The sequence below is a fragment of the Kosakonia radicincitans DSM 16656 genome (assembly GCF_000280495.2).
GTDB lineage: Bacteria > Pseudomonadota > Gammaproteobacteria > Enterobacterales > Enterobacteriaceae > Kosakonia > Kosakonia radicincitans.
The window spans coordinates 463,573-476,546 of sequence record NZ_CP018016.1; the positions used below are offsets into that span (position 1 = coordinate 463,573).

At 52.5% G+C, this 12,974-nt stretch carries 6 protein-coding genes, 2 tRNA genes and 4 rRNA genes; 6 read left to right on the forward strand and 6 right to left on the reverse strand.

The features are described from left to right. The first annotated feature begins 227 nt into the window (after positions 1-227). The 6 genes from Y71_RS02280 to rrf (Y71_RS02305) all read left to right on the forward strand — a co-directional run bounded on the left by Y71_RS02280 (position 228) and on the right by rrf (Y71_RS02305) (position 5,482). Positions 228-1,767, forward strand: a 16S ribosomal RNA gene (locus tag Y71_RS02280). Positions 1,768-1,851: 84 nt separating this feature from the next. Then, positions 1,852-1,927, forward strand: a tRNA-Glu gene (locus tag Y71_RS02285). Positions 1,928-2,120: 193 nt separating this feature from the next. Further along, positions 2,121-5,026 (forward strand): 23S ribosomal RNA (locus tag Y71_RS02290). 96 nt (positions 5,027-5,122) lie between these two features. After that, positions 5,123-5,238 (forward strand): 5S ribosomal RNA (gene rrf, locus Y71_RS02295). Positions 5,239-5,252: 14 nt separating this feature from the next. Further along, positions 5,253-5,328, forward strand: a tRNA-Thr gene (locus Y71_RS02300). Positions 5,329-5,366: 38 nt separating this feature from the next. Next, positions 5,367-5,482 (forward strand): 5S ribosomal RNA (rrf, locus tag Y71_RS02305). The 16S, 23S and 5S rRNA genes sit together here with 2 tRNA genes alongside, the layout of an rRNA operon. Positions 5,483-5,685: 203 nt before the next feature. On the opposite strand, the gene Y71_RS02310 is transcribed toward rrf (Y71_RS02305), so the two are convergent. The 6 genes from Y71_RS02310 to Y71_RS02335 all read right to left on the reverse strand — a co-directional run bounded on the left by Y71_RS02310 (position 5,686) and on the right by Y71_RS02335 (position 12,963). Next, positions 5,686-6,444: an amino acid ABC transporter ATP-binding protein gene (locus Y71_RS02310; protein WP_007369845.1), complete on the reverse strand. Its 759-nt coding sequence runs from the start codon at positions 6,442-6,444 to the stop codon at positions 5,686-5,688. Positions 6,445-6,452: 8 nt separating this feature from the next. Further along, positions 6,453-7,556 carry an amino acid ABC transporter permease gene (locus tag Y71_RS02315; RefSeq protein WP_007369846.1) on the reverse strand — a complete coding sequence of 368 codons (1,104 nt, stop codon included), beginning with the start codon at positions 7,554-7,556 and terminating at the stop codon, positions 6,453-6,455. Positions 7,557-7,565: 9 nt separating this feature from the next. After that, positions 7,566-8,747, reverse strand: coding sequence for an amino acid ABC transporter permease (locus tag Y71_RS02320; RefSeq protein ID WP_007369847.1), 1,182 nt, complete (start codon positions 8,745-8,747; stop codon positions 7,566-7,568). A gap of 72 nt (positions 8,748-8,819) precedes the next feature. Beyond that, positions 8,820-9,845 (reverse strand): amino acid ABC transporter substrate-binding protein, encoded by a 1,026-nt coding sequence (locus Y71_RS02325; RefSeq protein WP_007369848.1) that lies wholly within the window; start codon positions 9,843-9,845, stop codon positions 8,820-8,822. A 476-nt stretch (positions 9,846-10,321) separates the two neighbouring features. After that, positions 10,322-10,543, reverse strand: a complete 222-nt coding sequence (locus Y71_RS02330) for a putative periplasmic lipoprotein (RefSeq protein WP_007369849.1) — start codon at positions 10,541-10,543, stop codon at positions 10,322-10,324. 341 nt (positions 10,544-10,884) lie between these two features. Beyond that, complete coding sequence (locus tag Y71_RS02335; protein WP_007369850.1) at positions 10,885-12,963, reverse strand: putative bifunctional diguanylate cyclase/phosphodiesterase; 2,079 nt, start codon at positions 12,961-12,963, stop codon at positions 10,885-10,887. Positions 12,964-12,974 lie beyond the last annotated feature (11 nt).

The window sequence follows — 12,974 nt, forward strand, 5'->3', positions numbered from 1 at the left end:
ATCCTGAAATTCAGGGTTGACTCTGAAAGAGGAAAGCGTAATATACGCCACCTCGCGACGAAGCGCTGAAAGCCGCGTCGCAACTGCTCTTTAACAATTTATCAGACAATCTGTGTGGGCACTCAGGTGACTGGATTCTTGATGTCTCCGGACAAAAAATGAATACCAAGTCTCACGGGTGAACACGTAATTCATTACGAAGTTTAATTCGATGAGCATCAAACTTTAAATTGAAGAGTTTGATCATGGCTCAGATTGAACGCTGGCGGCAGGCCTAACACATGCAAGTCGAACGGTAGCACAGAGAGCTTGCTCTCGGGTGACGAGTGGCGGACGGGTGAGTAATGTCTGGGAAACTGCCTGATGGAGGGGGATAACTACTGGAAACGGTAGCTAATACCGCATAACGTCGCAAGACCAAAGAGGGGGACCTTCGGGCCTCTTGCCATCAGATGTGCCCAGATGGGATTAGCTAGTAGGCGGGGTAATGGCCCACCTAGGCGACGATCCCTAGCTGGTCTGAGAGGATGACCAGCCACACTGGAACTGAGACACGGTCCAGACTCCTACGGGAGGCAGCAGTGGGGAATATTGCACAATGGGCGCAAGCCTGATGCAGCCATGCCGCGTGTGTGAAGAAGGCCTTCGGGTTGTAAAGCACTTTCAGCGGGGAGGAAGGCAGTCCGGTTAATAACCGTGCTGATTGACGTTACCCGCAGAAGAAGCACCGGCTAACTCCGTGCCAGCAGCCGCGGTAATACGGAGGGTGCAAGCGTTAATCGGAATTACTGGGCGTAAAGCGCACGCAGGCGGTCTGTCAAGTCGGATGTGAAATCCCCGGGCTCAACCTGGGAACTGCATTCGAAACTGGCAGGCTGGAGTCTCGTAGAGGGAGGTAGAATTCCAGGTGTAGCGGTGAAATGCGTAGAGATCTGGAGGAATACCGGTGGCGAAGGCGGCCTCCTGGACGAAGACTGACGCTCAGGTGCGAAAGCGTGGGGAGCAAACAGGATTAGATACCCTGGTAGTCCACGCCGTAAACGATGTCGATTTGGAGGTTGTGCCCTTGAGGCGTGGCTTCCGGAGCTAACGCGTTAAATCGACCGCCTGGGGAGTACGGCCGCAAGGTTAAAACTCAAATGAATTGACGGGGGCCCGCACAAGCGGTGGAGCATGTGGTTTAATTCGATGCAACGCGAAGAACCTTACCTGGTCTTGACATCCACAGAACCTGGCAGAGATGCCGGGGTGCCTTCGGGAACTGTGAGACAGGTGCTGCATGGCTGTCGTCAGCTCGTGTTGTGAAATGTTGGGTTAAGTCCCGCAACGAGCGCAACCCTTATCCTTTGTTGCCAGCGGTTAGGCCGGGAACTCAAAGGAGACTGCCAGTGATAAACTGGAGGAAGGTGGGGATGACGTCAAGTCATCATGGCCCTTACGACCAGGGCTACACACGTGCTACAATGGCGCATACAAAGAGAAGCGACCTCGCGAGAGCAAGCGGACCTCATAAAGTGCGTCGTAGTCCGGATTGGAGTCTGCAACTCGACTCCATGAAGTCGGAATCGCTAGTAATCGTGAATCAGAATGTCACGGTGAATACGTTCCCGGGCCTTGTACACACCGCCCGTCACACCATGGGAGTGGGTTGCAAAAGAAGTAGGTAGCTTAACCTTCGGGAGGGCGCTTACCACTTTGTGATTCATGACTGGGGTGAAGTCGTAACAAGGTAACCGTAGGGGAACCTGCGGTTGGATCACCTCCTTACCTTAAAGAACCATCTCCTGAAGTGCTCACACAGATTGTCTGATGAAAAGTAAAAAGCAAGGCGTCTTGCGAAGCAGACTATGTGTCCCCTTCGTCTAGAGGCCCAGGACACCGCCCTTTCACGGCGGTAACAGGGGTTCGAATCCCCTAGGGGACGCCACTTGCTGGTTTGTGAGTGAAAGTCACCTGCCGATGTATCTCAAAACTGACTCACGAGTCATGTTTGAGATATATGCTCTTTAAAAATCTGGATCAAGCTGAAAATTGAAACACTGAACAACGCAAGTTGTTCGTGAGTCTCTCAAATTTTTGCAACGCGATGATGAATCGGAAGAAACATCTTCGGGTTGTGAGGTTAAGCGACTAAGCGTACACGGTGGATGCCCTGGCAGTCAGAGGCGATGAAGGACGTGCTAATCTGCGAAAAGCGCCGGCGAGGTGATATGAACCCTTGACCCGGCGATGTCCGAATGGGGAAACCCGGTGCACTACGGTGCATCATCACAGCATGAATCCATAGTGCTGTGAAGCGAACCGGGGGAACTGAAACATCTAAGTACCCCGAGGAAAAGAAATCAACCGAGATTCCCCCAGTAGCGGCGAGCGAACGGGGAGGAGCCCAGAGCCTGAATCAGCTTGTGTGTTAGTGGAAGCGTCTGGAAAGTCGCGCGATACAGGGTGACAGCCCCGTACACGAAAACGCACAGGCTGTGAGCTCGATGAGTAGGGCGGGACACGTGGTATCCTGTCTGAATATGGGGGGACCATCCTCCAAGGCTAAATACTCCTGACTGACCGATAGTGAACCAGTACCGTGAGGGAAAGGCGAAAAGAACCCCGGCGAGGGGAGTGAAAAAGAACCTGAAACCGTGTACGTACAAGCAGTGGGAGCACCCTTCGGGGTGTGACTGCGTACCTTTTGTATAATGGGTCAGCGACTTATATTCTGTAGCAAGGTTAACCGAATAGGGGAGCCGAAGGGAAACCGAGTCTTAACTGGGCGTTAAGTTGCAGGGTATAGACCCGAAACCCGGTGATCTAGCCATGGGCAGGTTGAAGGTTGGGTAACACTAACTGGAGGACCGAACCGACTAATGTTGAAAAATTAGCGGATGACCTGTGGCTGGGGGTGAAAGGCCAATCAAACCGGGAGATAGCTGGTTCTCCCCGAAAGCTATTTAGGTAGCGCCTCGTGAATTCATCTCCGGGGGTAGAGCACTGTTTCGGCTAGGGGGCCATCCCGGCTTACCAACCCGATGCAAACTACGAATACCGGAGAATGTTATCACGGGAGACACACGGCGGGTGCTAACGTCCGTCGTGAAGAGGGAAACAACCCAGACCGCCAGCTAAGGTCCCAAAGTCATGGTTAAGTGGGAAACGATGTGGGAAGGCCCAGACAGCCAGGATGTTGGCTTAGAAGCAGCCATCATTTAAAGAAAGCGTAATAGCTCACTGGTCGAGTCGGCCTGCGCGGAAGATGTAACGGGGCTAAACCATGCACCGAAGCTGCGGCAGCGACGCTTATGTGTTGTTGGGTAGGGGAGCGTTCTGTAAGCCGTTGAAGGTGGCCTGTGAGGGTTGCTGGAGGTATCAGAAGTGCGAATGCTGACATAAGTAACGATAAAGCGGGTGAAAAGCCCGCTCGCCGGAAGACCAAGGGTTCCTGTCCAACGTTAATCGGGGCAGGGTGAGTCGACCCCTAAGGCGAGGCCGAAAGGCGTAGTCGATGGGAAACAGGTTAATATTCCTGTACTTGGTGTTACTGCGAAGGGGGGACGGAGAAGGCTATGTTGGCCGGGCGACGGTTGTCCCGGTTTAAGCGTGAAGGTGTGTGCTCCAGGCAAATCCGGAGCGCTTTAACACTGAGGCGTGATGACGAGGCACCACGGTGCTGAAGCAACAAATGCCCTGCTTCCAGGAAAAGCCTCTAAGCTCCAGGTAACACGAAATCGTACCCCAAACCGACACAGGTGGTCAGGTAGAGAATACCAAGGCGCTTGAGAGAACTCGGGTGAAGGAACTAGGCAAAATGGTGCCGTAACTTCGGGAGAAGGCACGCTGATGGTAGGTGAAGCGACTTGCTCGTGGAGCTGAAATCAGTCGAAGATACCAGCTGGCTGCAACTGTTTATTAAAAACACAGCACTGTGCAAACACGAAAGTGGACGTATACGGTGTGACGCCTGCCCGGTGCCGGAAGGTTAATTGATGGGGTTATCCGTAAGGAGAAGCTCTTGATCGAAGCCCCGGTAAACGGCGGCCGTAACTATAACGGTCCTAAGGTAGCGAAATTCCTTGTCGGGTAAGTTCCGACCTGCACGAATGGCGTAATGATGGCCAGGCTGTCTCCACCCGAGACTCAGTGAAATTGAACTCGCTGTGAAGATGCAGTGTACCCGCGGCAAGACGGAAAGACCCCGTGAACCTTTACTATAGCTTGACACTGAACATTGAGCCTTGATGTGTAGGATAGGTGGGAGGCTTTGAAGCGTGGACGCCAGTCTGCGTGGAGCCAACCTTGAAATACCACCCTTTAATGTTTGATGTTCTAACGTGGACCCGTAAACCGGGTTGCGGACAGTGTCTGGTGGGTAGTTTGACTGGGGCGGTCTCCTCCTAAAGCGTAACGGAGGAGCACGAAGGTCAGCTAATCCTGGTCGGACATCAGGAGGTTAGTGCAATGGCATAAGCTGGCTTGACTGCGAGCGTGACGGCGCGAGCAGGTGCGAAAGCAGGTCATAGTGATCCGGTGGTTCTGAATGGAAGGGCCATCGCTCAACGGATAAAAGGTACTCCGGGGATAACAGGCTGATACCGCCCAAGAGTTCATATCGACGGCGGTGTTTGGCACCTCGATGTCGGCTCATCACATCCTGGGGCTGAAGTAGGTCCCAAGGGTATGGCTGTTCGCCATTTAAAGTGGTACGCGAGCTGGGTTTAGAACGTCGTGAGACAGTTCGGTCCCTATCTGCCGTGGGCGCTGGAGAACTGAGGGGGGCTGCTCCTAGTACGAGAGGACCGGAGTGGACGCATCACTGGTGTTCGGGTTGTCATGCCAATGGCACTGCCCGGTAGCTAAATGCGGAAGAGATAAGTGCTGAAAGCATCTAAGCACGAAACTTGCCCCGAGATGAGTTCTCCCTGACCCTTAAAGGGTCCTGAAGGAACGTTGAAGACGACGACGTTGATAGGCCGGGTGTGTAAGCGCAGCGATGCGTTGAGCTAACCGGTACTAATGAACCGTGAGGCTTAACCTTACAACGCCGAAGATGTTTTGGCGTGAGAGAGAATTTTTTCAGCCTGATACAGATTAAACCGGTGTGCCCCTGGGGCATGGCGGTGAACAGAATTTGCCTGGCGGCACTAGCGCGGTGGTCCCACCTGACCCCATGCCGAACTCAGAAGTGAAACGCCGTAGCGCCGATGGTAGTGTGGGGTCTCCCCATGCGAGAGTAGGGAACTGCCAGGCATCAAATTTAGCGTGCTGATATGGCTCAGTTGGTAGAGCGCACCCTTGGTAAGGGTGAGGTCCCCAGTTCGACTCTGGGTATCAGCACCAGTTATAGCGGTTAAAGTTCGGCACTTAGAAAGAATTTGCCTGGCGGCAGTAGCGCGGTGGTCCCACCTGACCCCATGCCGAACTCAGAAGTGAAACGCCGTAGCGCCGATGGTAGTGTGGGGTCTCCCCATGCGAGAGTAGGGAACTGCCAGGCATCAAACAAAACAAAAGGCCCTGTCGAAAGACGGGGCCTTTTGTTTTATCTGCTGTTTACCCATAAACATCATCTCCTGATGAGGATAAATCGTCGGGGAGATGTTGAACGTTGCGCTCGACCTCTCGTAAAACACCATAACATTAGAACGCGAGCGATAAAAAAGGCCACCCGTAGGTGGCCCTGAAATACGGCGATAACGATCAGTGGATAACTTGCGACAGGAAAGCGCGGGTACGTTCTGATTTCGGGTTCGCAAAGAACTCTTCAGGTGGCGCCTGCTCAACAATCTCACCGCGATCCATAAAGATCACACGATCAGCGACGGTGCGGGCAAAGCCCATTTCATGGGTTACGCACAGCATCGTCATACCAGATTGCGCCAGGCCAATCATCGTATCCAGCACTTCTTTCACCATTTCCGGATCCAGCGCTGACGTGGGTTCATCAAATAGCATGATCTTTGGCTTCATGCAGAGCGAGCGGGCAATCGCCACACGCTGCTGCTGACCACCCGAAATCTGTCCGGGGAATTTGTGCGCATGCTCGGCAATACGCACGCGCTCAAGATAGTGCATTGCCAGCGCTTCAGCTTCCTTCTTCGGCATTTTGCGCACCCAAATTGGTGCCAGCGTACAGTTCTGTAACACGGTGAGATGCGGAAACAGATTGAAGTGCTGGAAAACCATGCCCACTTCCTGGCGAACCTTTTCAATATTGCGGATATCTTCGTTCAGTTCGATACCATCAACAACGATACGGCCCTGCTGATGCTCTTCCAGATGGTTGATACAACGGATAGTCGTTGATTTCCCTGAACCGGAAGGGCCGCAGAGTACAATACGTTCACCCTGCTTAACGTTCAGATTGATGTCTTTCAGGACATGGAACTGCCCGTACCACTTGTTCACATTATCGAGCGTAATCATCGCGTCGGCAGGTTGCATAATCATATTACTCATGGTGTTCCTCAGTGCGGTGTACGCCCGGTGTTAAAGCGCTTTTCCAGATGCTGGCTGTAGCGCGACATGCTAAAACAGAAAACCCAATAAACTAATGCGGCGAAAACATAGCCCTCAGTCGACATACCGAGCCAGGCCGGATCGACTGTAGCCTGCTGCACGCTGCTGAAAAGATCGAACAGGCCGATGATGATCACCAGGCTGGTATCTTTAAACAGCGCAATAATGGTGTTCACCAGGCCCGGGATCACCAGCTTCAGCGCCTGCGGCAGAATCACCAGCCCCTGCGTTTTCCAGTAGCCCAGCGCCAGAGATTCCGCGGCTTCGTACTGGCCTTTCGGTAGCGCCTGCAAACCGCCGCGCACCACTTCCGCCACATAAGCAGACTGGAACAGGATCACGCCGACCAGCGCGCGGATCAGCTTATCAATGCTGGTTCCTTCCGACATAAACAGCGGTAGCATGACCGAGGACATAAACAGAACGGTGATCAGCGGCACACCGCGCCAGAACTCAATAAACACTACTGACAAAATACGCACGACTGGCATTTTTGAACGACGCCCCAGCGCCAGTAAAATGCCCAGCGGCAGCGCACCGGCAATACCGACAGAAGCGATAATCAGCGTCAACGTCAGACCGCCCCACTGGCGGGTTTCAACGCGATCCAGTCCCAGAAAGCCGCCAAACATTAACCACCAGACAACGATCGGGTAGATAACAGCCCAGCAGGCAATGTAGCGGCCACGACTTGGTAAAGCTTTCCAGAACATCGGCACAATCGAGAGCAGGCCGATAATCAGCGCCAGATTAATACGCCAGCGCTGTTCATGCGGGTAAAGGCCATACATAAACTGGCCAAAACGCTCATGAATAAATACCCAACAGGCACCCGCTTTTGTACAGTCCGCCCGGGTTGAGCCCACCCAGTTCGCCTGAAAAAACGCCCACTCCAGCAGCGGTGGGATCAGTTCCCACATCAGCCACAGGCAAACGATCGTTAGCAGTGAGTTAGACCAACTGGAGAACAGATTTTTTCGTACCCACAACACCGCGCCATTGCTTCTTGCAGGTGTCTGGCGCGCAGAGGGAGACAGAATAGCTTTTGTCATCGTAATTCCTTAGCGCTCAATCAGTGCAATGCGACGGTTATAAATGTTCATCAGTAGTGAGATCGACAGACTGATAAGCAGATAAACAGACATAGTGATAGCGATGGTTTCAATGGCCTGACCGGTCTGATTCAGCACTGTTCCCGCGAAGAGTGACACCATATCCGGATAGCCGATAGCGGCCGCCAGAGAGGAGTTTTTCGCAATGTTCAGGTACTGGCTGGTCAGTGGCGGAATAATGACGCGTAATGCCTGAGGGATGATGACCTGGCGCAGCGTCACCGGATTCGGCAGCCCCAAAGAACGCGCGGCCTCATGCTGACCATGAGGAACGGACTGAATGCCTGAACGGATAATCTCAGCGATAAACGCTGAGGTATAAACCGATAACGCAAGCGTCAGCGCGGCAAGTTCCGGGATCAGCACCATTCCGCCCTGGAAGTTAAAACCGCGCAGTTGCGGAATCTCCCAGTGCAATGCTGCGCCGAAAACCCAGTGCGTCAGCAGCGGTAGCGCAATAATCAACCCCAGCGCAGCCGGCCAGGTACGACGCAACTGACCGGTCTTGATCTGATGGGCTTTATTAAAACGAAACAGACCGACAGAAATGATCACTGCCACGATAACAGCGGCAGCAAAGGCCAGCAGACCTTCGCCAATTTGTGGCGAAGGAATATAGAGGCCACGGTTGCTTAAAAACAGCAAATCCATTGCATTAACCGCCTGGCGTGGGCCGGGCAAGTTACGCAGTACGGCAAAGTACCAAAAAAAGATTTGCAGCAGCGGCGGGATATTGCGAAAGGTTTCGATATAAATCGTCGACAGTTTTCGCAGTAACCAGTTTTCCGACAGGCGCGCCAGACCAAGGAAGAAGCCGAGGAAAGAGGCGAATACAATACACAATGCCGAGACCAGCAGGGTGTTAAGTAAACCGACAAGGAACACTCGGCCATAGGTGTCGCCCTGCTCATAATCAATCAAGTGTTGAACAATTCCGAAACCAGCGGCGCGATCGAGGAACGCAAAGCCGGAGGTGATCCCGCGATTGTTCAGGTTAGTAACCGTGTTGTGTACCAAATAGATTGCGATAACGACCACGGCGACAATCGCAAGGATTTGAAACAGCCAGGCACGAACCGCAGGGTTAGAAAGGGAGAAGGAGCCTTTCACGGTTGGGCGGCGATGGGACATAGCAAAAACCTCAGTAACCATGACTCTGGGCTGGGCACCACGCGAGGTGGTGCCCGTTACAGCACTTGCGAATTAACGCACTGGCGGAGCGTACTGGATACCGCCGTTATTCCAGAGGTTGTTCTGGCCACGTTTGATTTTCAGCGGGCTTTCAGAACCTACGTTACGTTCAAAGATTTCGGAATAGTTACCGACTTTCTTGATGATGTTGTAAGCCCATTTATTATCAAGCTTCAGATCTTTACCAAAGTCGCCTTCTTTGCCGAGCAGGTGAGCCATATCCGGTGTCGCCGGGTTTGCGGCTTTCTGATCAACGTTCTTCGAGTTAACGCCCATCTCTTCGGCGTTCAGCATCGCGAACAGCGTCCAGCGCACGATGGCAAACCAGTCGTCGTCGCCACGGCGAACAACCGGACCCAGCGGCTCTTTAGAAATCACTTCCGGCAGGACGATCCACTCAGTCGGGTTGCTCAGTTTGATACGCAGCGCGTACAACTGAGACTGGTCGGAAGCCAGCGTATCGCAACGGCCTGACTCCAGCGCTTTTGCCGATTCGTCAGAACGATCGAAGGTTACCGGGGTATATTTCATGTTGTTGGACTTGAAGTAATCCGCCACGTTCAGCTCGGTATCGGTACCGGCCTGAATACAAACGGTTGCGCCATCCAGCTCTTTAGCACTTTTCAGACCCGCTTTGTTATGGGTCAGGAAGCCGATACCGTCGTAATAAGTTACGCCAGTAAATGACAGCCCCATGCCGCCGTCGCGGGAAGAAGTCCAGGTGGTATTACGGGAAAGAATATCCACTTCGCCGGACTGCAAAGCGGTAAAACGCTCTTTCGCGGTCAGCGGGGTATATTTCACTTTGCTGTCGTCACCGAAAACGGCGGCGGCGACGCCACGGCAAACGTCTACGTCGATACCGGTGAATTTACCGCTCGCGTCCGCGTAGGAGAAGCCAGGCAGGCCGTCGCTGATACCGCATTGTACAAAACCTTTCTTTTTAACGGCATCCAGCGTTGTGCCCGCATGCGCCTGATTTGCAAGAGCAAACAGCGCACCGGCAGCGACCAGGCTGGCGATCATCATCTTTTTCATAATGTATCCTGTGTGGCGAAAAATTTATCGTTATATAAAGGCGTCCGGGAAACGCCTGAAACCTGTCTGTGGCTATGGCCATTCTCTCTTAAGCAAAGGGAATGCCAATATTGCGAATGACGTGTTTGAAAGGGGCGTATACGCAATATTGAGAGTGTAGACAGGAAAAAATAAAACCAGCGCCCCGTCGTGGTGCAAAACTACAACCTGCGCCACAAAATGGAGCAAAAAAATCACAGAAATTACTTTTTATTAACAGACAAGTTTCGCAGGTGAATATAAGCAATATAGTGAATGGCTGCGTTTGTGAATCAGCTCACGAAGAAAGGGGAGAGATAGAAAAACAGGATATTAATACGCGGCGGTTAATCATTTATTTTTGAATAACGACAGATATGAAATGCTGGACATTTACTGGCGGGAAAAAGAGTGCACCACAATAAAGCAAAAGCGCGGTAAGCCGCGCTTTTGCTAATTTATCGGGTCAATGCCACGATGCCGAGCGTCAGACCAGCCAGCGCCGCTGCGCCGCCCGCAATCGCTCCGGCAGTTTCCCAGTTATCCTGAGTTGTCCCTTTCATGCAGGTATTGGTATGTACCAGGCGACCCTGATCGTCATACACCGGCACGCAAGGAGAATCATGAGCACAACCGGCAAGCAGTGTTGTCAGTGATGCTACAGCGATGAAATTTTTCATAATGTTACCTCGAATAAACACAACTCCCGATATCAATACCCGTGATATCTCTACTGAGTCGATATTGATTATTTTACCATCCGGTAACGGCGATTCCCTGGTGCAATAATCTCAAAGTATGTGCAGTGTAAACATCATGGAGGGAAAAGTGCGCTCAGAATAGAAAATGCAGAAAAGATGAAGCAAAGAATAAAAATAGCGCCTGTTCAACTACAACGTATTGATTAATGGCCAACCGGCGCGGCATTGTGAAATTAACTGGATACGAATAATAATTCAGTTTATCGGTCAGGTAAAATAAAAGCGCCGTTAAGCGCCTGGATTTAACTGCTTAATTATTTTCAGGAAAAGGTGTCCGTCGGGCTAAGTTTATTACCATAAGCGGTAATGGATTCCGCACTTACTGGTTTCCCTAATAAATAACCTTGCAGCGTGTTGCAGCCCAGTTCAGTGAGAAAAGCCTGTTGTTCTTCCGTTTCCACCCCTTCCGCCACAACTTTCAGGTTCAGCGTTTTGGCCAGCGCGACGATCGCCGAAACAATCGTGGCATCTTCGCCTTCTTTACATAGTTCCCGAACAAAGGCGCGATCGATTTTTAACTCGCAAGCCGGTAGACGCTTCAAATAAAGCAGGCTGGAGTAACCGGTGCCGAAATCATCAATCGATGCCTGCACGCCCGCATTCGTTAACTCGGTTAATACACGCACGCTCTCATCAGGATTGCTCATAGCGGTGGTTTCTGTCACCTCAAGAATCAGCTTTTCTGGCGGAACATCATGCTTTTTCAGTGCGTCCAAAATGGTCTGCACCAGCCCATTTTGCTCGAATTGCATGGTGGAAAGATTAACGGCAATCGACCACTCCAGATGGCCCTGTTTGCGCCATTCGCTAAGCTGCCGACAGGCTTCATCCACCACCCAGTTACCTAGCGGAATAATCAGGCCGGTTTTCTCCGCCAGCGGAAGAAACACCTCCGGCGACAGAACCCCCTGAAAAGGATGATGCCAGCGCAATAGGGCTTCAAAACCAATGACCGGCCCGGACGGTGCTTTAAATTTCGGCTGGTAAACCAGGCGAAACTCCTGGCGTTCCAGCGCTAACCACAAATCATTGAGCAGTTGCAGTTGGGTTTGCGCCAGCGTATTCATTGAAGGCTGGAAGAAGTGATAGCCGTTACGCCCCATATGTTTGGTGTGATACATCGCCGCATCGGCGTTAAACATCAGCTCGCGCTCGTTTTTACCATCGTGAGGATAGAGGGCAATCCCGACACTCAGCGTGACGATCACATCGTAAGGATCGATGTTGAAGGGTTTGTCGATTGCACGGACCAGCGCATTGGCAAGCGTTGCTGCTTCATCCGGGGCATTGACTTCCGCCAGCAGAACAAACTCATCGCCGCCGATACGCGCCAGCGTATATTGCCCTTTCAGCGGTTGTCTCAGACGATCGGTAACCGCCACCAGAAGCTTATCGCCAACATCATGGCCCCAGGCATCATTTACGGTTTTGAAACCATCCAGATCCATAAACATCAGCGCAAAGAAAGATCCTTCGCGCCTGGCTTTATTGATCGCTTGTTCAAGGCGGTCTTCCAGCAATACGCGGTTTGGCAGACGGGTCAGCGTATCATGCAGAGCCAGACGCGCCAGCTCGCGGTTAGCCGCCGCCAGTGAAGCCGCCAGCAGGGAAGTCCGCACCTGTAAACGGGCATCGAACATTGAGACCAGCAGAGTAATACCGAGTACAGAGAACGCCATCATACTGACCAGAATGACCAGCCAGTTGTTGTTGAATCCGTGGTGCCCTGTTGCATGCTGTGGAGGAAATTGCGCCGCCATCATGCCGGTATAGTGCATTCCGGCAATGGCAATCCCCATCAGGATCGCCGCGCCAAAGCGCATCAGCGCTACTTGAGCGCCTTCATGACGCAGACGGAAAGTGAGCCACAATGCAGCGAAGGATGCCGCCATGGCAATCACCACCGACAGCGCGACCCAGTTCATATTCCAGACGATAGCAGGCGAAACCTGTAATGCAGCCATGCCGGTGTAATGCATAGCGACAATTCCCAACCCCATAATAATGGCGCCGGGTATCAGGCGCTGGAGATGAAGTTGCGAGCCGCTGACGAGCCACAGGGCGAACAGTGATGAGCCGATGGCGATAACCATCGAAAGGGCAGTCAGAAAGGGTTCATACAGCATGCTCATCGAAATGTTCATCGCCAGCATGCCAATAAAATGCATCGCCCAGATGCCGATCCCCATCGCCACGCCGCCGCCGCTTAACCAGACCCAGGACGCGGTTCCGCTACTGGAGGTGACGCGTCCGGCCATATTCAGGGCGGTGTAAGAGGCCAGAATGGCGACAATAAAAGAAACAACAACAAGGATATAGTCGTATTGGCTAACCAGCATGATGTCATCAA

What these genes read in the sequence shown, in the direction of transcription:
- Y71_RS02325 (WP_007369848.1), bottom strand. Translation starts at nt 9,845, where the DNA reads ATGAAAAAGATGATGATCGCCAGCCTGGTCGCTGCCGGTGCGCTGTTT.
- Y71_RS02330 (WP_007369849.1), bottom strand. Translation starts at nt 10,543, where the DNA reads ATGAAAAATTTCATCGCTGTAGCATCACTGACAACACTGCTTGCCGGT.
- Y71_RS02315 (WP_007369846.1), bottom strand. Translation starts at nt 7,556, where the DNA reads ATGACAAAAGCTATTCTGTCTCCCTCTGCGCGCCAGACACCTGCAAGA.
- Y71_RS02320 (WP_007369847.1), bottom strand. Translation starts at nt 8,747, where the DNA reads ATGTCCCATCGCCGCCCAACCGTGAAAGGCTCCTTCTCCCTTTCTAAC.
- Y71_RS02310 (WP_007369845.1), bottom strand. Translation starts at nt 6,444, where the DNA reads ATGAGTAATATGATTATGCAACCTGCCGACGCGATGATTACGCTCGAT.
- Y71_RS02335 (WP_007369850.1), bottom strand. Translation starts at nt 12,963, where the DNA reads ATGCTGGTTAGCCAATACGACTATATCCTTGTTGTTGTTTCTTTTATT.